This is a genomic window from Streptomyces sp. NBC_01334 (genome assembly GCF_035983595.1).
GTDB lineage: Bacteria > Actinomycetota > Actinomycetes > Streptomycetales > Streptomycetaceae > Streptomyces > Streptomyces coriariae.
In genome coordinates this window covers 7453592-7475816 of record NZ_CP130718.1, presented here as the reverse complement: position 1 = coordinate 7475816, position 22225 = coordinate 7453592, and the positions used below count along the sequence as shown (strand labels likewise).

The 22225-nt window shown below is 70.2% G+C and carries 22 protein-coding genes; 17 read left to right on the top strand and 5 right to left on the bottom strand.

All coding sequences use genetic code 11. The annotated features are described in order from the left end of the window. Positions 1 to 329: 329 nt before the first annotated feature. Positions 330 to 1277, bottom strand: a complete 948-nt coding sequence (locus OG736_RS33495; protein ID WP_442817201.1) for an AraC family transcriptional regulator — start codon at positions 1275 to 1277, stop codon at positions 330 to 332. 104 nt (positions 1278 to 1381) lie between these two features. Between OG736_RS33495 and OG736_RS33490 the strand changes: the two genes are divergently transcribed. Next, entirely contained in the window at positions 1382 to 2224 is an 843-nt protein-coding gene (locus OG736_RS33490) for an NmrA family NAD(P)-binding protein (protein WP_327185693.1), read from the top strand. A gap of 61 nt (positions 2225 to 2285) precedes the next feature. Here the strand turns inward: OG736_RS33490 and OG736_RS33485 are convergent, their stop codons facing one another. After that, positions 2286 to 3467: a YihY/virulence factor BrkB family protein gene (locus OG736_RS33485; RefSeq protein WP_327185692.1), complete on the bottom strand. Its 1182-nt coding sequence runs from the start codon at positions 3465 to 3467 to the stop codon at positions 2286 to 2288. A 124-nt stretch (positions 3468 to 3591) separates the two neighbouring features. Here OG736_RS33485 and OG736_RS33480 point away from each other — a divergent pair, with 124 nt between their 5' ends. From OG736_RS33480 to OG736_RS33410, 15 genes are all read left to right on the top strand, one after another. After that, the gene (locus tag OG736_RS33480; RefSeq protein ID WP_327185691.1) at positions 3592 to 5241 is read left to right on the top strand and encodes an acyl-CoA dehydrogenase family protein; all 1650 of its coding nucleotides are present in this window, start codon (positions 3592 to 3594) and stop codon (positions 5239 to 5241) included. A gap of 310 nt (positions 5242 to 5551) precedes the next feature. Next, complete coding sequence (locus OG736_RS33475; RefSeq protein ID WP_327185690.1) at positions 5552 to 6829, top strand: GAF domain-containing protein; 1278 nt, start codon at positions 5552 to 5554, stop codon at positions 6827 to 6829. A gap of 166 nt (positions 6830 to 6995) precedes the next feature. Next, the gene (locus OG736_RS33470; protein WP_327185689.1) at positions 6996 to 8315 is read left to right on the top strand and encodes a hypothetical protein; all 1320 of its coding nucleotides are present in this window, start codon (positions 6996 to 6998) and stop codon (positions 8313 to 8315) included. 17 nt (positions 8316 to 8332) lie between these two features. Further along, positions 8333 to 8905, top strand: coding sequence for a GNAT family N-acetyltransferase (locus OG736_RS33465; RefSeq protein ID WP_327185688.1), 573 nt, complete (start codon positions 8333 to 8335; stop codon positions 8903 to 8905). A 150-nt stretch (positions 8906 to 9055) separates the two neighbouring features. Beyond that, positions 9056 to 9139, top strand: coding sequence for a putative leader peptide (locus tag OG736_RS33460; protein WP_309486338.1), 84 nt, complete (start codon positions 9056 to 9058; stop codon positions 9137 to 9139). A gap of 179 nt (positions 9140 to 9318) precedes the next feature. Then, positions 9319 to 11016, top strand: coding sequence for a nitrite/sulfite reductase (locus tag OG736_RS33455; RefSeq protein WP_327185687.1), 1698 nt, complete (start codon positions 9319 to 9321; stop codon positions 11014 to 11016). Next, entirely contained in the window at positions 11013 to 11192 is a 180-nt protein-coding gene (locus OG736_RS33450; RefSeq protein WP_307165989.1) for a hypothetical protein, read from the top strand. Before OG736_RS33455 ends, OG736_RS33450 begins: the two co-directional genes overlap by 4 nt. Beyond that, positions 11189 to 11899 (top strand): phosphoadenylyl-sulfate reductase, encoded by a 711-nt coding sequence (locus OG736_RS33445; RefSeq protein ID WP_327185686.1) that lies wholly within the window; start codon positions 11189 to 11191, stop codon positions 11897 to 11899. Before OG736_RS33450 ends, OG736_RS33445 begins: the two co-directional genes overlap by 4 nt. Before the next feature lie 5 nt (positions 11900 to 11904). Continuing rightward, positions 11905 to 12504 (top strand): adenylyl-sulfate kinase, encoded by a 600-nt coding sequence (gene cysC / locus OG736_RS33440; protein ID WP_327185685.1) that lies wholly within the window; start codon positions 11905 to 11907, stop codon positions 12502 to 12504. Further along, positions 12501 to 13439, top strand: a complete 939-nt coding sequence (cysD, locus tag OG736_RS33435; RefSeq protein ID WP_327185684.1) for a sulfate adenylyltransferase subunit CysD — start codon at positions 12501 to 12503, stop codon at positions 13437 to 13439. The genes cysC and cysD overlap by 4 nt, the downstream gene beginning before the upstream one ends. Before the next feature lie 2 nt (positions 13440 to 13441). Beyond that, the gene (locus tag OG736_RS33430; protein ID WP_267021308.1) at positions 13442 to 14776 is read left to right on the top strand and encodes a sulfate adenylyltransferase subunit 1; all 1335 of its coding nucleotides are present in this window, start codon (positions 13442 to 13444) and stop codon (positions 14774 to 14776) included. A gap of 235 nt (positions 14777 to 15011) precedes the next feature. Next, positions 15012 to 16124 (top strand): aliphatic sulfonate ABC transporter substrate-binding protein, encoded by a 1113-nt coding sequence (locus OG736_RS33425; RefSeq protein ID WP_327185683.1) that lies wholly within the window; start codon positions 15012 to 15014, stop codon positions 16122 to 16124. 10 nt (positions 16125 to 16134) lie between these two features. Then, positions 16135 to 16947: an ABC transporter ATP-binding protein gene (locus OG736_RS33420; RefSeq protein WP_037733517.1), complete on the top strand. Its 813-nt coding sequence runs from the start codon at positions 16135 to 16137 to the stop codon at positions 16945 to 16947. Continuing rightward, entirely contained in the window at positions 16934 to 17833 is a 900-nt protein-coding gene (locus tag OG736_RS33415) for an ABC transporter permease (protein ID WP_327185682.1), read from the top strand. Before OG736_RS33420 ends, OG736_RS33415 begins: the two co-directional genes overlap by 14 nt. A 6-nt stretch (positions 17834 to 17839) precedes the next feature. Next, positions 17840 to 18601 carry a sirohydrochlorin chelatase gene (locus OG736_RS33410; protein ID WP_327185681.1) on the top strand — a complete coding sequence of 254 codons (762 nt, stop codon included), beginning with the start codon at positions 17840 to 17842 and terminating at the stop codon, positions 18599 to 18601. A gap of 367 nt (positions 18602 to 18968) precedes the next feature. Here OG736_RS33410 and OG736_RS33405 read toward each other — a convergent pair whose 3' ends face one another. Together OG736_RS33405 and OG736_RS33400 are read right to left on the bottom strand one after the other, a co-directional pair. Next, on the bottom strand, positions 18969 to 19568 hold the full coding sequence (locus tag OG736_RS33405) for a TIGR03086 family metal-binding protein (protein WP_327185680.1): 600 nt from the start codon (positions 19566 to 19568) through the stop codon (positions 18969 to 18971). Between the two features lie 26 nt (positions 19569 to 19594). Next, entirely contained in the window at positions 19595 to 20629 is a 1035-nt protein-coding gene (locus tag OG736_RS33400) for a ketopantoate reductase family protein (RefSeq protein ID WP_327185679.1), read from the bottom strand. A 103-nt stretch (positions 20630 to 20732) separates the two neighbouring features. Here OG736_RS33400 and OG736_RS33395 point away from each other — a divergent pair, with 103 nt between their 5' ends. Beyond that, positions 20733 to 21596, top strand: a complete 864-nt coding sequence (locus OG736_RS33395; RefSeq protein ID WP_327185678.1) for a transglutaminase-like domain-containing protein — start codon at positions 20733 to 20735, stop codon at positions 21594 to 21596. Here OG736_RS33395 and OG736_RS33390 read toward each other — a convergent pair. Continuing rightward, a complete protein-coding gene (locus OG736_RS33390; protein WP_327185677.1) occupies positions 21568 to 22116 on the bottom strand; it encodes a DUF1697 domain-containing protein in 549 nt (182 codons plus the stop codon). The genes OG736_RS33395 and OG736_RS33390 overlap by 29 nt on opposite strands. Positions 22117 to 22225: the final 109 nt, after the last annotated feature.

Sequence of the window (22225 nt, the reverse complement as noted above, 5' to 3'; positions counted from 1 at the left end):
CGGCGGCTGCAACAAACACACCGCCGCAGTGACCCTCGCGGCCACCGCGAGGAAACCGCATACCGCCGGCTACCAAGCGCTTTCACGGCCCCGATCCGGAGATCGTCGTAGGCACAGCGTCAGGCTTTGCTACAGCCAGCGACCGAAATGCGACCGGAAACGCGTTTCCCTCGCCCTCCCCGGCCTCTCCTCCGCGATGCGCCCACCCAGCAGGGCACCGCGCCTGCCGTGCCAGCGCCCTGCCGTCCCCATCGGTCCATCCGGGCCATCCGGGCCATCCGCCCAGGTGGTCCATCCGCTCAGGTGGCGCGCACTCCCCCGGGTCCTCCCTAATCCACCCGCGTCCGGTGTTCCTGCGGGCTGACGCCGTACACCCGCTTGAAGGCGCTGGACAGGGCGAAAGCGCTTCCGTAGCCGACCTGACGGGCGATCGCGCCGATCGTGTCCTCGGTGTCGCGCAGTCGGTCGGCGGCGAGAGCGAGGCGCCAACCGGTGAGGTAGGTCATCGGGGGTTCGCCCACGAGCTCGCTGAAGCGGCGGGCCATGGCCGCCCGGGAGACACCGGCCTTCGCGGCGAGGGAAGCGACGGTCCAGGGGTGCGCCGGGTCGTCCTGGACCAGCCGCAGAACGCGGCCCACGACCGGGTCGGCCAGCGCCTGGTACCAGGCCGGCGCAGCCGCTTCCGGTCGGGAGAACCAGGCCCGCAGCGCGGCGATGACCAGGAGGTCGAGCAGGCGGTCCAGGACGACCTCCTGACCGGGTTCGTCGCGGATGATCTCCTCCATGAGCAGGGGGGTGAGCGGGCACCGCCAGACGTCGGAGGTCAGCGACAGCAGTGGGGGCAGCGCATCCAGCAGTCGGCCGCTGATCTCGCCCTGCATCAGGTACGTGCCGATCAGGACGACAGTGGAGCCGTCCAGCCGGTCGCCCCAGGTGCGCACGCCCAGGTCCATGGAGCCGTTCAGGAGGCGCCCGTCGGGGTACGCGCACCGTCCGCCGGGGAGGATCAGCGCCTGCGGGGGCGTGCCGGGGGCATCGGCGCAGGTGTACGGGGCAGGACCGCGCGCGATGGCTAGGTCGCCGGCCCGCAGGCGGACGTCCTCCCCCTCGTCCGGCACGACCCAGCCCTCGCCGCGCACCATGAGCATCACCGTCAGCGGGGCGCGGTCCTCGACCCGTACGGCCCAGGGCGGGTCGAAGCACGCGCGGATCATGAGGGCGCCACGCGCGCGTGGACCCTCCAGCAGGCCTGCAAGGGGGTCCCCCCGCGTGAGCATGTTCGGGCGTGGCGGAGCGTCCATGCGGCCAGCGTAGACGCGCGCTTATGGGAATGAGCCGTTCAGCGATGGGACCGTGCGGCGTACGGCAGTTGACTGAACGCATGACACAGAACACGGCACAGCGGATGACGGTGGTGGTGACCGGCGCGTCCGGTCGTACGGGCAGCCGGGTGGCGCAGGCGGCCGAGACGGCCGGGCTGACGGTGCGGGCGGCCTCGCGGGCCCAGGGGTTCGACTGGCACGACGGCTCGACATGGGCGGACGTGCTGCGCGGCGCGGACGCGGCGTACCTGGTGTATCCCTCGGACGTGGGGGCTCCGGACGCGGCCGACGCGGTGGGACGGCTGGCCCGGGAGGCGGTCGAACTCGGGGTGCGGCGGCTGGTGCTGCTGTCTTCGCGAGGTGAGGAGCGGGCGCTGCCGACCGAGGAGGCGCTGCGGGCGTCGGGCGCGGACTGGACGGTCGTACGTGCCGCGTGGTTCGCGCAGAACTTCAGTGAGGGGCCGCTGGTGGAGGGGCTTCGGCAGAGCGGCGAGCTGGTGTTCGCGGGTGGGGAGGTACCGGAGCCGTTCGTCGACCTGCGGGATGTCGCCGACGTGGTGGTGAAAACGCTTACCGAGGGCGACCGGTACGTGGGCCAGGCCCTCGAGGTGTCCGGGCCACGGCTGCTGACGTTCCGGGAAGCGGTTGCGGAAGTCGGGCGGGCAGCCGGGCGCGAGCTGACGTACACGCCCGTACCTGCGCATCAGTACGGTGAGCAGTTGATCGGGTTCGGGGTGCCCGCTGAGGAAGTCGCTTTCCTGGTGGAGCTGTTCGAATCGCTGCTCGACGGTCGTAACGCCCACCTCTCGGACGGCGTCCGACAGGTGCTCGGCCGCGAGCCGCGTGACTTCACGGAGTTCGCGAAGGAGTCGGCGGCGGCGGCGGGCGTCTGGAAAGCGTAGGTTCCGCGTTTCCGGGAGCGCTCCGCGGCCTCGCTTCTCCTCGGTTCGCTCCCCGGGGACCTCACCTCTCCGGGGGCTGTTCCTCTCCGTTTCCGCCGTTTCCCACGTGGCCCTTCGGAGAACTCTTCGCATGCGTCCGGAAACGTCCCGTCACGTCCTCCGGGGGAAGAAAGCGGGACCACCGCTCGGGAAACTCGGACGGCATGTCGGGATCGTCGGGGTCGTCGTCCTCGTGGGAACGGATCGCCGCCATGCGGGCGACGTACTCCGCGGCCTCCTCTTCCCGAAGCCGTTCGTTGGCGGCGCGGGCCGCGGCCGTCGCGGCGGCCGGCCAGACCCGGTCGATCGCGGCGTTGACGGCTGCGCCGACCAGCACGGCGAACGCGGACACGCCGATCCAGAGCAGTACGGCGACGGCGGCGGCGAGGGAACCGTAGATCGTGGCGCCCTCGATCGTGTTCGTCAGGTAGATGCGCAGCAGGAAACTGCCGAGCACCCACATGGCGAGGGCGACGAGCGCGCCGGGGACGTCCTCGATCCACGGCGAGCGCACAGGTACGGAGACGTGGTAGAGCGTTGTCAGAAACGCGATGGACAGGACGATCACGACCGGCCAGTACAGGACCTGCACCACCGTGGTCGACCAGGGGACGATCCGTACCACCGCGTCCGGCCCGGCGACCATCAGCGGCAGCGCGACCGAGCCGATCAGCAGGGCCCCGACGAACAGCAGGAAGGCCACCAGCCGCGTCTTGACGATGCCGCGCACGCCGTCGAGGCCGTACATCACGGTGATGGTGTCGATGAAGACGTTCACCGCGCGCGAGCCCGACCAGAGCGCGAACAGGAAGCCGATGGAGATGACGTCGGGGCGGCCGCCCTTCATCACGTCGTCGAGGATCGGCTGGGCGATCTGCCTGACGCCCTTGTCCGAGAGGACCGTGCGCGAGGCGTCGAGGAGGTTGGCCTCCAGGCTGGTGATGGTGTCGGTACCGGTCCAGTCGTCGACGTAGCCGAGCAGTCCGATGAGGCTGAGCAGCAGCGGCGGCACGGACAGCAACGTGAAGAAAGCGGCTTCGGCGGCGAGACCGAGGATGCGGTACTCGATGCAGGTGTTGGTGGTGTCCTTCAACAGCAGCCAGGCTGTCCGTCGCTTGGAAACGTTGCGGTAAAGGGCACGCGCCCGGTGGAGACGCCCGGTGGGGCTCCCGGGTTGCTCGGGTGACTGACTTCCTGGCTGCACGCCCTAAAGGTATCCGCCGTTCGGGGCTGCACTCACCTCCGGCAAGGCCACTTCACCGGGTCGGGGAGCGGCACGCGCGCTCCCGGGTGGCCATGACCGTCGTACCCGGGGGTAGGTTCGGGCTATGGCAGGCACCACGCACACCGTGACCAACCAGCCCCCGCCCCTGACCGGGTACGACGTGTACGGCGCCGATCAAGCGCTGGTGGCGGCCGTGGAACGGCATCTTGATCCGGAACTGCTCGACGAGGCGCACGGTGAGTTGTCGGCGCTCGGCCGGGCGGCCGGATCGGAGCAGCTGCACGAGTGGGCCGTGCAGGCCAACGAGTATCCACCGAAACTGTGTACGCACGACCGGTACGGGCACCGCATCGACGAGGTCGACTTCCATCCGGCCTGGCACCGGCTGCTCGGCAAGGGGGTCGGAGCCCATCTGACGGACGCCTGGGTGCGGCCGGGCGGGCATGTGCGCCGGGCGGCGGGTTTCCTGGTGTGGACCCAGGTGGAGGCGGGCAACGGCTGTCCGCTGTCGATGACCCACGCGGCGGTGCCCGCGCTGCGCGCCGATCCGGAGCTGGCCGCCGAGTGGGAGCCCCGGCTGACGTCCACGATCTACGACCGTGAGCTGCGGCCGGCCCGGCTGAAGGCCGGGGCGCTGTTCGGCATGGGTATGACGGAGAAGCAGGGTGGCAGCGACGTACGGGCGAACGCGACGGTCGCCGCTCCTCTCGCCGAGGACGGGACGTACGAACTGACCGGTCACAAGTGGTTCTGTTCGGCGCCCATGTCGGACGGTTTCCTGGTGCTCGCGCAGGCAGCCCCTGTCCGGGGCGAAGGCGGGCTCACCTGTTTCCTCGTACCGCGCGTGCTGGAAGACGGTACCCGTAACGTTTTCCGACTCCAGCGGCTCAAGGACAAGCTGGGAAACAGGTCCAACGCGTCCGCCGAGGTCGAGTTCGACGGGACGTGGGCCCGTCGGGTCGGTGAGGAGGGGCGCGGAGTGCGCACCATCATCGACATGGTGGCGGCGACCCGGCTCGACTGTGTGCTGGGCTCGGCGGGGCTGATGCGGCAGGCGGTGGCGCAGGCGATCCATCACTGCACCCACCGTGAGGTGTTCGGCGGGAAGCTCGTCGACAAGCCGCTGATGCGCAACGTTCTGGCCGACCTCGCGCTGGAGTCGGAGGCGGCGACCGTGCTCGCGCTGCGGCTCGCGGCGGCCTATGACGACGGTGGGGAGCAGGAGCGTGCCTTGCTGCGGATCGCGATTCCGGCGGCCAAGTACTGGGTGACCAAGCGTTGTGCGCCGGTGGCGGTGGAGGCGTCGGAATGCCTGGGTGGAAACGGTTACGTCGAGGAGTCGGGGATGCCCCGGCTGGTGCGCGAGTCGCCGTTGAACTCGGTCTGGGAGGGCGCGGGCAACATCCAGGCACTGGACGTGCTGCGCGCACTGCGACGGGAGCCGCAGGCGCTGAACGCCTATCTCCAGGAGGTGGGGCAGGCGCGCGGGGCCGATCACCGGCTGGACAAGGCGATCAAGAGTCTGCTGACGGAGCTGGCTGATCTGGACGGCGTCGAGGGACGGGCGCGCCGGCTGGCGGAGCGGTTCGCTCTGGTGCTTCAGGGGGCACTGCTCGTACGATTCGCGCCGCCGGAGGTCGCCGACGCGTTCTGCGCCTCACGGCTGGGCGGGGACGGGGGCGCGGCCTTCGGGACGCTGCCCCACACTCTTGACCTGGCGTCGATCGTCGAGCGGGCCGAACCCCGCTGCTGACCGCGCCGGCCTGCGCGAACAGGAAGCGGGGGTGGTGCTGCGCCGACACGGCACCACCCCCGCCGCAATGGCCCTGCGAGGCCAGAATCGCCGCTCGGGACGGCGTGGCTCAAGTTTCAAACAACCTGTGGATGTTCACCAGGGTTGCAGGGGGTTGCAACTTGTCGGTGGTTGTGACCGGACTATGCCCCTCCGTCACCTGCGGACGGCAAGATGGGGCCTTCAGCAAGACCGGAAACAGTCGGCGCAGAAACTTGACATCCGGTTGTCCGACTGTGTGTTCCCGGGAGGCCCAGTGGTGATGCCACCGATGAACGTGCCGCAGCTCGCGGCCGTCGATGCCGCGCGGGCGGCGCGGGTGCTCAACGAGGTGCGCGACGCCCGGCTGGCCGGTCAGCAGGCGCGCGTCGCCCCGCGCCCGGTGATCGAGCAGTCCTGGGATCGGATGCTGCGCAGCGGTGTCGACCCGGACCACGATTTCCGGGCGGGGCTGCTCAGCGCCGACGAGGTGCGGCGCAGGCGGGAGGAGTCGCCCTTGCGGGAGGTTCTCCCGGTGCTGCGCGAAGGGCTGCTGTCGGTCGCGGACGTCGCCCACCACATCATGGTGGTCGCCGACGAGGAGGGCCGGGTGCTGTGGCGTGAGGGCTGCGGACCCGTGCTGCGCAAGGCCGACGGGCTCGGCTTCGAGCTGGGCGCGGACTGGGGCGAGGCCGTGGTCGGCACCAACGGCGTGGGCACACCGGCGGTGGTGCGCCGTCCCGTGCAGGTGTTCGCCGCCGAGCACTTCGTGCGCTCGCACGCGGCCTGGACCTGCGCGGGCGCCCCGATCACCGACCCGCGCAACGGCCGGCTGCTCGGTGTGGTCGATGTCAGTGGGCCGCTGGAGACGATGCATCCGGCCACGCTCGCCTGGGTCGACTCGGTGGCGAAGCTCGCCGAGTCCAGGTTGCGGGAGAGGCACCTGGGGTCACTGGAGCGGTTGCGCGCGGTGGCGGCACCGGTGCTGGCCCGGCTGGGCGGCCGGGCGGCGGTGGTGGACGGGGACGGGTGGACGGCCGCGGTGACCGGGATGCCGTACGCGAGCCGTATCGCACTGCCCAAGTCGCCGTCGCCGGGTCGCCGCTGGCTCCCGGCACTGGGGCTGTGCTCGATGGAGCCGCTGGCCGGTGGCTGGCTGGTGCGGTCGGTGGACGAGACCGCGGAGTCGGCGCCGCAGGGCGCGAGCCGGATCGTGCTGGACCTGACCCGGCCCCGGCGCTGGTCGGTGACGGTGTCGGGAGGCGCGGGTTCGTGGTCCCACGAACTCAGTCCCCGGCACGCCGAGTTGCTCTACCTGCTGGCGGCCGACCGGGGCGGCCGCAGCGCGGCCGGCCTGGCCGAGGACATGTTCGGCGACCCGGGCCGTACGGTGACGGTGCGGGCCGAGATGTCCCGGGTGCGGCGGTATCTCGGGGGTTTTCTGGAACATCGGCCGTATCGTTTCTGCGAGGACGCCGAGCTCGAGGTGCTCCTTCCCGCGGATCCGAAGGGTCTGCTGCCGCATTCGACCGCGCCCGCGGTGGTGAGAAACCGGGCGGCGACACCGTAGGAACAATGGTTCACTCGAGTCCTTCCGGTGGCATCTTCCGCATATTTGCGGAGTCTTCGTCCCCCAGGGCGCCCGACTGCCGTAGCATCCCCCTACGGGTCACCCCACCTGCTCCTCGGTCAACGTACGGATCATCAGGCGCAGTTGGCCCGCCTCGGGAGGGCAAATGAAGCAACGCGGCCGACACCGCCGGCGCAGACGAGGCAGGGCACTGCGCGCGTTCCTGTCCGGAACCGCCCTCGCGCTCACCGCTGCCGCCACCATGATCAGCGCCTCCCAGGCAACGGTCACGGACGACGGGCCCGGGGACCTGAAACCGCTTACGAACTCGGCAGAGACCGGAAAACTGCGCCTCACGGAGAACCGGGTACCGCAGGCCTCCCTGGACCGGCTCGCCGCCGGAATGGGGCGCCCGGTCGGCGTAGGCGCGGTCCTGGACGGCGCCGACCGCACCCTGCGGGACGCGATCGACTGCTCGGCCACCGAGCGCAGGGCTCTGCCCGTCTCCCCCGCGGCCTCGCGCGCCTACTGCTGGAACACCGACGACACCGAGGGCTGGCAACCGGGCGCGGTCACCACCTCGGGGGACGCGGACGACGACGGCGTCTGGGGCTCGAACCGGGTGATCCTCTCCGGCTGGTCGCGCAGCGGCGGCACGGCCGCCGACCGGGGTCTGGCCCGGGTCGGCTTCGTGAACGCGGGCGACCTGAACCACCTCACCTACACCTGGGCACTGCTCGCGGTCCCGGTGGACGAGGGGCGGGACTACCGGGGGCTGGTCTCGCATGTCTCCGGGATGGTCTGGTACCAGGACAAACTGCTGGTCACCGCCGACGACGGGGACCGGGCCGCGCTCTATGTGTACGACATGAACCGGGTCCAGCGGGCCGGCGTCGCCAGTGCGGCGGTCGGCCGGGTGCCGGGCGGCTGGTCCGCAAACGGTTACCGCTTCGTACTGCCGGCCATCGGTTCCTATGCGCTCAACGGGGACTCCGACGCCCCGCACCCCGCAACCGTTTCCCTCGACCGCAGCACCGCGCCGGACAGCCTGGTCGCCGGGGAGTGGACGCTCGACGACGGCGACCGCAAGGCCCGCCTGTGGCGCTACCCCTTCAGCACCGCCCCCGGCCACGAGGGGCTGCTCGCCACGAGCGCCACCGGCCGGGTACGGGCCTCGGAGGCGTACGAGACGAAGGTGACGGGCGTACGGGGCGTGCTGTCGTACGGGGAGGAGTGGTACGTGACCCGTGCCGCCGGCCCGCGGGACAGGCAGGGGACGCTGTGGCGGCAGGACGCCGGCAAGAACGACGACGACAAGGCGGACAGGTCCGAGGCGGCCGTGTGCGGCGCCGAGGAAACGCACAGCTGCTGGAGCCCGCAGACCGAATCCCTTTCCTACTGGGAGGCGACCGGCGAGGTCTGGACCCAGTCGGGACGAGCGCTCTTCGCGCTGCCACTGGCCTCGATCGACAGAACAACCGGGTAGATGATTCCCTGACGGGCATGACCAACACCCCCGTGACCACCTGGTCCCTGGAGCAGACCGACCCGAACGACGTCCTCCCGGCCGCCGCGCCCGAGGGCGACGTCCGGATCGTCCGCTCCGAGGTCCCCTCCCCCGAGTTCAGCCGTTTCCTGTACGCGTCCGTCGGCGGGGACATCCGCTGGATCGACCGGCTGCGCTGGACGTACGCGCAGTGGCAGGGGCATCTGGCGCGTCCGGGGGTCGAGACCTGGGTCGCCTACGACCGGGGTACGCCGGCCGGGTACGTGGAGCTGGAGCCGCAGGACGACGGTGCCGTAGAGATCGTTTACTTCGGTCTGATCCCGGCGTTCAGGGGACGGCGCATCGGCGGGCACCTGCTGGCGTACGGCGCCGCCCGGGCGTGGGACCTCGCGGACCGCTGGCCGGGTGTGCCGCAGACCAAGCGGGTGTGGCTGCACACGTGCAGCCTGGACGGCGAGCACGCCATGGACAACTATCAGCGACGCGGTTTCAAGCTGTTCGACACCAAGGTCGAGGAGCAGACCGAGGTGTCCGCTCCGGGCCCCTGGCCAGGCGCCCTCCCCTCCTGACTCCTCGCTCATACCGCCTGTGACCTGCGCCGACAAGAGGCCCCGCGGGTCATGTGATCGACGACACCCCTGTCTCACATTTCGGGACAAGGGTGTCCGCATCGCGGACGAAGCTGGACTGTGTCCAGATCGCCGTGACACGCTTTCGCCATGTCCGGAACTGGAATTGCCTTGGTGAGTCGGCGGCACGTCGACCTCGGCCGCATGTCCAGCGCCATCTGTCCGGCGAGCTGACGAGCCGCAGCACCGCCGACATCTCCGTTCGAGCCTCCCGCCTGCGCAATGACGCGCACGTATGCTCCATGCGCCCGCGCGCGCAGGTCAGAGCCGCCCGCCCGTCTCCCGACCACCACCCCTGCCGGACGGCGCTACGCGCCGACACCTCCTCCGCTGTCCCGAAGGACGTATCAACCATGGCCGCCACCCCGCAGAACCCTGCCGCCGCGACTCCCCGCCGCAAGGTGAGCCGTCACCGCGGTGAGGGCCAGTGGGCCGCGGGACACTTCACCCCGCTCAACGGCAACGAGCAGTTCAAGAAGGACGACGACGGTCTCAATGTGCGGACACGCATTGAGACGATCTACTCCAAGCGGGGTTTCGACTCGATCGACCCCAACGATCTGCGCGGCCGGATGCGCTGGTGGGGCCTGTACACCCAGCGCAAGCCGGGGATCGACGGCGGCAAGACGGCGATCCTCGAGCCGGAGGAGCTGGACGACAAGTACTTCATGCTGCGCGTCCGCATCGACGGCGGCCGGCTCACCACCGAGCAGCTGAGGGTGATCGGCGAGATCTCGCAGGAGTTCGCGCGCGGCACCGCCGACCTCACCGACCGGCAGAACGTCCAGTACCACTGGATCCGCATCGAGGACGTGCCCGAGATCTGGAACCGCCTCGAGGCGGTCGGCCTGTCCACCACCGAGGCCTGCGGTGACACGCCCCGGACGATCCTCGGCTCGCCGGTGGCCGGCATCGCCGAGGACGAGATCATCGACGGCAGCCCGGCCGTCGAGGAGATCCACCGCCGGTTCATCGGCAGCAAGGAATTCTCCAACCTGCCGCGCAAGTTCAAGACGGCGATCTCCGGATCCCCGCTCCTGGACGTCGCCCACGAGATCAACGACGTCGCGTTCGTCGGCGTCGAGCACCCCGAGTACGGCCCCGGCTTCGACCTGTGGGTCGGCGGTGGGCTCTCCACCAACCCGAAGATCGGCGTCCGGCTCGGCGCCTGGGTCCCGCTGGACGAGGTCCCGGACGTCTGGGCGGGCGTGATCGGCATCTTCCGCGACTACGGCTACCGGCGCCTGCGTACGCGGGCGCGCCTGAAGTTCCTGGTCGCCGACTGGGGCCCGGAGAAGTTCCGCCAGATCCTCGAGGACGAGTACCTCGAGCGCAAGCTCGCCGACGGCCCGGCGCCCGCCGCCCCCGTCGAGCGCTGGCGCGACCACGTCGGTGTGCACCGCCAGCAGGACGGCCGTTTCTACGTCGGTTTCGCCCCGCGTGTCGGCCGCGTGGACGGCGCCACCCTGACGAAGATCGCGGAGCTCGCCGAGGCGCACGGCTCGGGCCGGGTGCGGACCACCGTCGAGCAGAAGATGATCGTCCTCGACGTCGAGGAGGGGCAGGTCGAGTCGCTGGTCGAGGCGCTGGAGGCGCTGGACCTGACCGCCAAGCCCTCTCCGTTCCGGCGCGGCACCATGGCTTGCACCGGCATCGAGTACTGCAAGCTCGCCATCGTCGAGACCAAGCAGCGCGGCTCCGCACTGATCGACGAACTCGAGCGCCGCATCCCGGAGTTCGACGAGCCGATTACCATCAACATCAACGGCTGCCCGAACGCCTGCGCCCGCATCCAGGTCGCGGACATCGGCCTCAAGGGCCAGCTGGTCCTGAACGACCAGGGCGAGCAGGTCGAGGGCTTCCAGGTGCACCTGGGTGGCGCGCTCGGGCTGGAAGCCGGTTTCGGCCGCAAGGTCCGTGGTCTGAAGGTCACTTCGGAGGAACTGCCGGACTACGTGGAACGCGTACTGAAGCGGTTCCAGGACGAGCGCGAGGACGGCGAGCGGTTCGCCGTCTGGGCCACGCGCGCCAGCGAGGAGGCCCTCTCATGAGCGAGCGGGCCGCACCCTTCTACTGCCCCTACTGCGGCGACGAGGACCTGCGTCCGAGCGAGCAGGGCCATGGCGCCTGGGAATGCGCGGCATGCAACCGCGCATTCCAGCTGAAGTTCCTCGGGCTGCTCGCCCGGGGCGTTCAGCACACCGACCCGGGAGGGGACCGGATATGACGACGCTTCAGGAAGGCCGTACGACCGACGAGTTGAAGGCGCTCGCCGAGCAGGCGGGCCGCGACCTGGAGGAGGCCTCCGCACTGGAGATCCTCCAGTGGGCGGTGGACACCTTCGGCAAGCAGTTCTGCGTGACGTCCTCGATGGAGGACGCCGTGGTCGCGCACCTGGCGTCCCGGGTCCGCAAGGGCGTGGACGTGGTGTTCCTCGACACCGGCTACCACTTCCCCGAGACCATCGGCACCCGGGACGCGGTCGAGGCGGTGATGGACGTCAACGTCATCACGCTCACCCCGCGCCGGACGGTCGCCGAGCAGGACGCCGAGTACGGGCCGAAGTTGCACGACCGCGACCCGGACCTGTGCTGCAAGTTGCGCAAGGTGGAGCCGTTGGAAGAGGGGCTCAAGGGCTACCGGGCCTGGGCCACCGGCCTGCGGCGCGACGAGTCCGCGACCCGGGCGGGCACTCCGGTCGTCGGCTGGGACGACAAGCGGCAGAAGGTCAAGATCTCGCCCATCGCCCGCTGGGCCCAGGACGACGTCGATGCCTACATCACCGAGCACGGCGTCCTTTCCAACCCCCTGCTGATGGACGGTTACGCCTCCGTCGGCTGCGCCCCGTGCACCCGCCGGGTCCTGGCGGGCGAGGACGCGCGCGCCGGCCGCTGGGCAGGGCGCTCGAAGACCGAGTGCGGGCTGCACGGCTGACCGCGATGACCTCGAACTCGACGAACACCCCCACGCCCACCCCCACTTCAACGAACCGGGAGAACCACGTGACGACCGGAGCCACCGTCTGGCTCACGGGTCTGCCGAGCGCCGGCAAGACCACCATCGCGTACGAGCTGGCCGGCCGACTGCGCGAGGAGGGCCACCGTGTCGAGGTGCTCGACGGCGACGAGATCCGCGAGTTCATCTCCGCGGGGCTCGGTTTCAGCCGCGAGGACCGGCACATCAACGTGCAGCGCATCGGTTTCCTGGCCGAACTGCTCGCCCGTAACGGCGTCAAGGCCCTGGTCCCGGTGATCGCACCGTACGCCGACAGCCGGGAAGCGGTGCGCAAACGCCATCAGGAGAGCGGAACCGGTTACCTGGAGGTGCACGTGGCGACCCCGGTCGAGGTGTGCTCGGTCCGGGACGTGAAGGGCCTGTACGCGAAGCAGGCGGCAGGCGAGCTGACCGGGCTGACCGGGGTCGACGACCCCTACGAGGCCCCGGAGTCGCCTGACCTGCGGATCGAGTCCCAGGACCAGACCGTGCAGGAGTCCGCGGCGTCGGTGTACGCCCTGCTCACCGAGAGGGGACTGGCATGACGACGACCGTCGCCGAGGCCGAGGAGGGCACGGCCAGCCCGTACGCCCTCAGCCACCTGGACTCGCTGGAGTCCGAGGCGGTGCACATCTTCCGCGAGGTGGCGGGCGAGTTCGAGAACCCGGTGATCCTGTTCTCCGGCGGCAAGGACTCCATCGTCATGCTGCACCTGGCCCTGAAGGCGTTCGCCCCCGCCCCGGTCCCCTTCTCGCTCCTGCACGTCGACACCGGGCACAACTTCCCCGAAGTCCTCGAGTACCGCGACCGGGTCGTCGCCGCGCACGGGCTGCGCCTGCACGTGGCCTCCGTCCAGGACTACATCGACCGCGGTGCGCTGCGCGAACGCCCCGACGGCACGCGTAACCCGCTCCAGACGCTGCCGCTGACGGAGAAGATCCAGTCCGAGAAGTTCGACGCCGTCTTCGGCGGCGGACGCCGCGACGAGGAGAAGGCCCGCGCCAAGGAACGGGTTTTCTCCCTGCGCGACGAGTTCTCCCAGTGGGACCCCCGCCGCCAGCGCCCGGAGCTGTGGAACCTCTACAACGGCCGCCACGCGCCCGGTGAGCACGTGCGGGTGTTCCCGCTGTCCAACTGGACCGAGCTCGACGTCTGGCAGTACATCGCCCGGGAGGGCATCGAACTGCCCGAGATCTACTTCGCGCACGACCGGGAGGTCTTCCGGCGCGGCGGGATGTGGCTGACCGCCGGTGAGTGGGGCGGGCCGAAGGACGACGAGACCGTCGAGAAGCGCCTAGTGCGCTACCGGACCGTCGGCGACATGTCCTGCACCGGCGCCGTCGACTCCGACGCGGTGACGCTCGACGACGTCATCGCCGAGATCGCGGCCTCCCGGCTCACCGAGCGCGGCGCCACCCGCGCCGACGACAAGATGTCCGAGGCCGCGATGGAAGACCGCAAGCGCGAGGGGTACTTCTAAGCATGAGCACGATCACCTCCGAGGAACTCTCGGCAACGACCCTCCTGCGGTTCGCCACGGCCGGTTCCGTCGACGACGGCAAGTCCACGCTCGTGGGCCGGCTCCTGCACGACTCCAAGTCGATCCTCAGCGACCAGCTGGAGGCCGTGGAGCGCGCCTCGGCGAACCGCGGCCAGGAAGCTCCCGACCTGGCGCTCCTGACCGACGGCCTGCGCGCCGAGCGCGAGCAGGGCATCACCATCGACGTGGCCTACCGCTACTTCGCCACGCCCCGGCGCCGCTTCATCCTCGCCGACACCCCCGGTCATGTGCAGTACACCCGCAACATGGTGACGGGTGCCTCCACGGCCGAGCTGACGGTGATCCTGGTCGACGCCCGCAACGGGGTGGTGGAACAGACCCGCAGGCACGCGGCGATCGCGGCCCTGCTCCGGGTTCCGCACGTCGTTCTCGCCGTCAACAAGATGGACCTGGTCGAGTACAGGGAAACCGTCTTCGCAGAGATTGCCGAGGAGTTCACGGCGTACGCGAGCGAGCTCGGTGTTCCCGAGGTCACCGCGATCCCGATCTCGGCGCTCGCCGGTGACAACGTGGTGGATCCGTCGGCGAACATGGACTGGTACGGCGGGCCGACCTTCCTGGAGCACCTGGAAACGGTTCCGGTCAGCCACGACCTGGCGCACTGCCACGCACGGCTGCCGGTGCAGTACGTGATCCGTCCGCAGACCGCCGAGCACCCGGACTACCGGGGGTACGCGGGCCAGATCGCGGCCGGCACGTTCCACGTGGGCGAGGCGGTGACGGTTCTGCCGTCCGGCCGTACCTCGACGATCTCCGGCATCGACCTGCTGGGCGAGCCGGTGGACGCGGCATGGACGACCCAGTCGGTGACCGTGCTGCTCACGGACGACATCGACATCTCGCGCGGCGACCTGATCGTGCCCACCAAGGACGCGCCGCCCACCACGCAGGACGTCGAGGCGACCGTGTGCCATGTGGCCGACCAGCCGCTGACCGTCGGGCACCGGGTGCTGATCAAGCACGGCACCCGCACCGTCAAGGCGATCGTCAAGGACATCCCGTCCCGTCTCACGCTCGACGACCTGTCCCTGCACCCGCACCCGGGACAGCTCGTCGCCAACGACATCGGCCGCGTGAAGATCCGTACCTCGGAACCGCTTCCGGTGGATTCCTACGCCGACTCCCGCCGCACCGGCTCGTTCATCCTGATCGACCCGGCCGACGGCACCACGCTCACCGCGGGCATGGTCGGCGAGTCGTTCGCGTCGCCGGAGCCGGTCAAGGACGAGTCCGACGACGACGGTTGGGACTTCTGAACATGACCACAACCGACTTCTACTCCACGTTCGCGAAGGAGGGCGGCCGCGTCGGCAGCGGCGCCCTCGGCAGCGGGCAGGGCGGAGTGGCGCGATGTGCGCTCTGACGTACGCGCACTGCCTGCGCGCCCCGTCCCCCCACCCGCCGTCCCGGAAGCGACGAAAACCCTTTGCCGATTTCCCGGCCACGACCTGAAAATCCGTGACCGCCGGGCCAACGAGAGGAACCCCTCCCGTGCCTGCCAACCGCTCAGTTCTTCTTCGCCGCGGCATCGCCGCCGTGGCGGCCCTTCCCCTGCTCGCCCTCGCCGCCTGCGGTTACGGTTCCGACGCCAAGGACGACAACGCCAACGAGAAGGTCGCCGCCGGATCGGAGAAGATCGACGGACTCGACACCGTCAAGATCGGCTACTTCGGCAACCTGACCCACGCAACCGCACTGGTCGGCCGTGAGCAGGGCATCTTCCAGAAGGCGCTGGGCGCCACCAAGGCGTCGTACGCGACCTTCAACGCGGGCCCCTCCGAGATCGAGGCGCTGAACGCCGGTTCCATCGACATCGGCTGGATCGGTCCCTCCCCCGCGATCAACGGCTTCACCAAGTCCGCCGGCAAGAGCCTGCGCATCATCGGCGGTTCGGCGTCCGGCGGCGTGAAGCTCGTCGTCAACCCGGACAAGGTCAAGTCCCTCAAGGACGTCAAGGGCAAGAAGATCGCGACGCCTCAGCTCGGAAACACGCAGGACGTGGCGTTCCTGAACTGGATCGCGGACCAGGGCTGGAAGGTCGACGCGCAGAGCGGCAAGGGCGACGTCACCGTTGTCCGCAGCGACAACAAGGTGACCCCGGACGCGTTCAAGGCCGGTTCGATCGACGGTGCCTGGGTGCCGGAGCCGACCGCGTCCAAGCTGGTCGCCGAGGGCGGCAAGGTGCTGCTCGACGAGGCGTCGCTGTGGCCCGACAAGAAGTTCGTGATCACGAACATCATCGTGTCGCAGAAGTTCCTCAAGGAGCACCCGAAGGTCGTCGAGGCGGTGCTCAAGGGTTCGGTCGACTCCAACAAGTGGATCAACGCCAACCCGGCGGCGGCCAAGGCCGCGGCGAACAAGCAGCTGGAGGCTGACTCCGGCAAGGCGCTGCCGACCGAGGTGCTGGACCCGGCGTGGACGTCGATCCAGTTCATCAACGACCCGCTGGCCTCCACGCTCAACGCCGAGGCGGAGCACGCGGTCAAGGCGGGTCTGCTGGAGAAGCCCGACCTCAAGGGCATCTACGACCTGAGCATCCTGAACAAGGTCCTCAAGGCCGAGGGCGGGTCCACGGTCGACGACGCCGGTCTCGGCGTCAGCTGATCGGAATCCGATGAGTTCCCAGGAGGTGACGACCATGGCCACGACCTTCGCCAAGGCCGCCGAGTCCGCGGAGTCCGTGGAGTACGCGGCCCGGCTTGAGCACGTCTCGAAGTCCTTCGCCGGGCCGGGTGGGCAGCAGCTCGTCCTGGACGACATCACTCTCGATGTCGCTCCCGGCGAGTTCGTCACCCTCCTGGGGGCTTCGGGCTGCGGCAAGTCCACTTTGCTCAACCTGGTGGCGGGGCTCGACGAGCCCACCGCCGGCTCCATCACGACGGACGGCCGCCCGGCGCTGATGTTCCAGGAGCACGCCCTCTTCCCGTGGCTGACCGCGGGCAAGAACATCGAGCTCGCCCTGAAGCTCCGGGGAGTCGCCAAGCCCGAGCGGCGCGACAAGGCGGAGGAGCTCCTCGAGCTGGTCCGGTTGAAGGGCGCGTACGGAAAGCGTGTTCACGAACTTTCCGGCGGTATGCGACAGCGCGTGGCGATGGCCCGCGCGCTGGCGCAGGAGAGCAACATCCTGCTGATGGACGAGCCGTTCGCGGCGCTGGACGCCATCACACGGGATGTGCTGCACGACGAACTGACCCGGATCTGGGGGGAGACGGGACTGTCCGTCCTCTTCGTCACGCACAACGTGCGGGAGGCGGTGCGGCTCGCGCAGCGGGTCGTCCTGCTGTCCTCCCGGCCCGGCCGGGTGGCGCGCGAGTGGACGGTCGACATCCCGCAGCCGCGCCGGATCGAGGACGCCCCGGTGGCGGAACTGTCCATCGAGATCACCGAAGTCCTGCGTGGGGAGATCCGCCGTCATGGCCAGCACTGAGACGAAGACGACGGTGACGAAGGCGGCCACCACCGAGCTTGCCGGGGTGGAGGCGGGGCTCGACGCGCTGGACGTCGTGGCGCCCACCGGCCGTACGCCCTTTCGGCGGACCTTCGTCGACAAGATCCTGCCGCCGATCCTGGCGACCCTGCTGCTGCTGATCGTCTGGCAGATCACCTTCAAGATCGTCGACGACCCGACCAAGCTGGTCTCCCCCGTGGACGTCTGGCGGACGCTTCAGGACGCCTGGCTCGAGGGCAAGCTGCTCGGCTACATCTGGACCAGCGTCTCGCGCGGTCTGCTCGGCTTCCTCTTCGCGCTGGCGATCGGCACCCCGCTGGGTCTGCTGGTGGCACGCGTGAAGTTCGTGCGGGCGGCGATCGGTCCGATCCTGTCCGGTCTCCAGTCGCTGCCGTCGGTGGCGTGGGTGCCGCCGGCCGTGCTGTGGCTGGGTCTGAACAACTCGATGATGTACGCGGTGATCCTGCTCGGTGCGGTGCCGTCCATCGCCAACGGGCTGGTGTCCGGCGTCGACCAGGTGCCGCCGCTGTTCCTGCGGGCGGGCCGCACGATGGGCGCGACGGGGCTGAAGGGAACCGTGTACATCACGTTGCCGGCCGCCCTGCCGGGCTATGTCGCGGGTCTGAAGCAGGGCTGGGCGTTCTCGTGGCGTTCGCTGATGGCGGCGGAGATCATCGCGTCCTTCCCCGACCTCGGCGTCGGTCTCGGTCAGTTGCTGGAGAACGGGCGCAACGCCAGTGACATGTCGATGGTGTTCGAGGCGATCCTGCTCATCCTGTTCGTCGGCATCGCCATCGACCTGCTGATCTTCAGTCCGCTGGAGCGGTGGGTGCTGCGCAGCCGTGGTCTGCTGGTGAAGAGCTGACGTCCCATGTACAGGAATCCGGTTCCTCCCGTTCTCGTGGTGATTGCCCACGGCAGTCGCGACCCGCGGCACGCGGCGACCGTGCACGCCCTGGTGCGGCGGGTGCGGTCGTTGCGGCCGGGCCTGCGGGTAGAGACCGGTTTCCTGGACTTCAACATCCCCTCCGTCCATGGGGTGCTGGAGTCGTTGGCGGCGGAGGGCGTCCGTGACGTCGTGGCGCTGCCGCTGCTGTTGACCCGAGCGTTCCACGCGAAGGCGGACATCCCGGCGGTCCTGCGGGACGCTCCGGCGCAGCTGCGGATCAGACAGGCCGAGGTGCTCGGCCCGTCACCGCTGCTGCTCGCCGTCCTCGAACGACGGCTGTACGAGGCCGGCCTGACGCCCGCCGACAAGTCCTCGACCGGGGTCGTGCTGGCCTCGGCGGGGTCCACGGACCCGGAGGCGATCGCAGTGATCGCAGAAATCGCGCGGGAGTGGCGGCGCACCGGTTGGTGTGCCGTGCGGCCTGCGTTCGCCTCCGCCGGTTCTCCCTCGGGGTTCCCGCGCACCGAGGACGCGGTCCGCGAACTGCGGGCGCTGGGGTGCTCGCGGGTCGCCGTCGCGCCGTACGTCCTGGCCCCCGGCTTCCTGCCGGACCGCATCGCGCGAGGCGCGGCCGCGGCAGACGTCCTGGCAGACGTGCTGGGTCCGGCGCCGGAGGTGGCGCGGGTGCTGCTGGAACGGTACGACACGGCGCGTACGCCGGCGCTGGCGGCCGTCGGCGCCTGACCCGTGGTGGGCTCTCTCGTGCCGCGAGGGGAAGCTTCCGTTTCGGTACCGGCTTCTGTCTGATCCCGTATTTGCGGCGGTGCCGGCTTCTGTTTCTCATCCCGTTTCTGCTGCAGGACCGGCTTCTCTTTCGACAGCGGTTTCGTTGCGGTACCGGCATTTGTCGCGGCCGGTCTTCTGGCGCGGCCGGTTTCTGTTGCGGTACCGGTTTCCGTTGCGATGGCGGTCTCGAAACGCCTGCCTCCCCGGTGCAGCGTCATCGGCAGCCCCGACGGCCGGGCGTGCGCCGCCGCGATCAGGCACCGGCGTGCGCCCCGCACCCGCACCCTCACCCGGCACCCCGCAGCAGTCGGCCCGAGGTGATCGCTCAGTCGTTCACGCGTGCGGCGCCCTGCCGGGGATCGCGGCCGCTCGCTGCCAGCGCCCGCTCGAACACCGGGGCGTCCTGCGCCACCGGCACCACCGCAGCGAAGCCGTCGTACTGGCGGTAGAGGTCGCCGTGCCGTTCGACCACGTCGAGGACGAAGCGGGCCGCGTCGTCCGAGATGCGGAACTCCTGGTCGGTGGCGACCGCCACGTCCCAGCCGTGCACCGCCATCTCCTTGACGATCATCGCGGCGATCTCGGCGGCAGGCATCGCGGCCGTTCCCAGGTCGACCTCGCCCTCCCACACGGACGGCTCCGCCCAGGCCGCGACCGCGCGCTCCAGTTGGTCGGTGTATGCCTCGGCCCACTGCGGGTCGGCGGTGAAGTCGCGGGCGACGAGGTCGTCGGGGAGCTGCTTGCGCAGGGCGCGATGCTCGAGGCCGTGGGAGGTGTAGAGGACCCAGTGGTCGACCAGGGTGCGGACATCCCAGCCCTGGCAGTGCGTCGGGTCGTTCAACCGGGCCGCCGGGACACCGCGGGCGACACGCGACGCCTCGGCTGCGCATTCGGACATGTACTGGTGCGTCTCGTCGTACTTCATGGGTCCCACGCTAGGCAGCGGGGTGCTCAGGACTCTTGAACAAACGCGACAGCGCCGGCGGACCGGCCCTCGGCCAGTCGGGTCAGTTCCGGCAGCGGCAGGGAACCGGGTGCCCTCCGCTCCCGGGCGAACTGGTTGGCAAGCCGTTGCAGCAACTCGTTCAGCGGGGTCGGTACGCCGTGCAGACGGCCGAGGAGTGCGATCTCGCCGTTGAGGTGGTCGGCCTCGATGCTGCCCGCAGCCCGGCTGAGGGACTGCCAGGAGGAGCCGCCGCCGCGCGGGGCGCCGTCGAGCGGGACGAGGGTGACCTTGTCGCCGCGCAGGGCGTGCTGCTCCTCGATGCTCGCCCACACGATCCCGGCGGCGTGCAGCACGGCCTCGCCCTCGGCCCGCACCCTCGCGTACAGCGCCTCCGCCTCGGGGTCGTCCACCGGGCCGCTGACCGCTTCCAGGGCGTTTCCGAGGTTGGACAGCAGTTTCGCGTACTGCCAGCGGGAGACGTCGGGTACGACCGGCGCCTCGAAGTGCGCTTTCTCCAGGTCGGCGGCGATACGGCGGGCGGTGTCGTCGGTGCCGTGCGGGTACCGGCCGAGGTGAAGGATGCCGGTGAGCGGGGTGCCGGCGGCGGAGACGACACCCGGTTCGACATGGGTCGCGGGCAGCCAGACGCAGACGCCGTAGACGTGCCGGAAGCGGCGCAGGGCGAGGCGCGGGCTCTCCACGCCGTTCTGCGCGCAGACCAGGGGCAGTCGCTCCGCGGCCGTGCCGCCGCCCTCGACCTGGGCGGGGCCCCAGACCTGGAGTGCCGCCTCGGTGTCCTGGGTCTTGACGGCGAGGAAGAGGACGTCGTCGGAGCGCAGTGTGCCGAGCGCGTCCGGTCCGTCGACGACGGGCAGCCGGTACGTCCGTTCGCCCTGCGGAACCCTGAGCCGCAGTCCGCCCTCCGTGAGCGCCGCCCGGTGTGCGCCGCGTGCGACCAGCACGACCTCGTGCCCGGCCTCCGCCAGTCGTCCGCCGACAGCGCCGCCGATCGCCCCTGCCCCGATGATGATGTAACGCATGGGCCGAGCCTCGCACAGTCGTGTTCTCGCACCGTCAAGAGCGTGGGAAAACGTTCCGCGCGAGGTTGACCTTGTCCCTGGGGCAGGGACAAGGGTCCCGGGCATGGACGACTTCTGCCTGCGGCAGACGCCGTACAGCGACCCGGGCGAGCTGGATGTCTCCGACCTGCCCGCCGATCCTCGCGAACTCACGCTGCTCGTACGTCATCTGATGGTGCATCGACTGGAGGGGGATCGTGTCGGGTACGAGATTCCCGAGGAGCGGTTGCACCACGACGCCGAGTCCCGGTACGTGACCGGGATCCTGCGGATCCTGCGGGCGCGCAAGGACGCCCCGCTCACCCGACGGCGGTCGTACGACGAGCAGTTCGTGGGCACGTGCCGGGACTACTCGCTGCTGCTGTGCTCGCTGCTGCGGGCGACCGGGACGCCGTCCCGGATCCGGGGCGGGTACGCGACCTACTTCGTCGAGGGCTTCCACGACGACCACTGGGTCACCGAGTACCGCCTCCCGGACGGTACTTGGCGGCTGGCCGACGCTCAGGTGTCCGCCGACTTCTACCAGGTGCCCCCGATGGACGTGCCGCGCGACGGCTTCCTGGTCGCCGGGCAGGCGTGGCGGGCCTGCCGGGCGGGCGCGGCGGACCCGGAGACGTTCGGGGTGTGGGCCGATCCCGGCCTCAGAGGTCTGCCGCTCGTGCTCAACAGTGTGGTCCTGGACCTCGCCGCCCGTAACGGCACGGAACCGCTTCCCTGGGACGGCTGGGGGCTGTCGGGGTTACGGAAACACGACTCGCTCACCGAGGACGATCTGGCCCTCGTGGACGCCGTGGCCGCAGCCCGCACCCACGAGGAGGCCCGCCGGCTCTATGCCGATCCGCGGCTCGTCGTGCCCCGCGAGATCCTCTCCCTGGCGCCCTTCCACGGCCTGCGCGCGGTCACGCTTGCGTCATCTCCACCAGTTTGACGACGGTGTTCCAGTTCCGGGTGGTGGCGATGAGCCCCTTGTTCACCCGCGGCTTCGACAGTTGCTCGGCGAGCTTGGACCGGCCGAGGCCCTCGGGGGCGTAGAGGTACAGGACCCGGTCGCCCAGGCGGAACTCCTCGGGGAGGTGGGCGGCCTGGTCGATCCCGGCGTAGCGCTCCGCTTCGACGGGGGTGGAGAAATACGTGGCGTGGAGTTGCCTGGCCTCCAGCTCGGCGGCCGGGAACGGGCAAGCGTCGGCAACCGCTTGCAGATAGGCGTGGTCTCGAACGATCACGCCGACGGCGAAGCCGAAGTGTTTCTCGATCGCCGCCGTGAGCTCGGCGGCGAGGCGCTCCTCGTCGCCGTGCGCGGAGGAGAAGACGGCCTGGCCGCTCTGGAGGTAGGTGCGGACGTCCCCGAGACCGAGCCCCTCGAGCAGGGTGCGCAGTTCGGCCATCGGGACCTTCCTGCTGCCGCCCACGTTGATGCCGCGCAGCAGTGCCGCGTACGTCGTCGTCATCCGCTCACCTTAAGCGGCCGTCGTGCCCCGTGGGGGTGGGCACGACGGCCGCGGCCGGGGTGGGGCTTCGGGCGAAACTCTGGCCGATCGGCGGGATGCGGAGCAACAT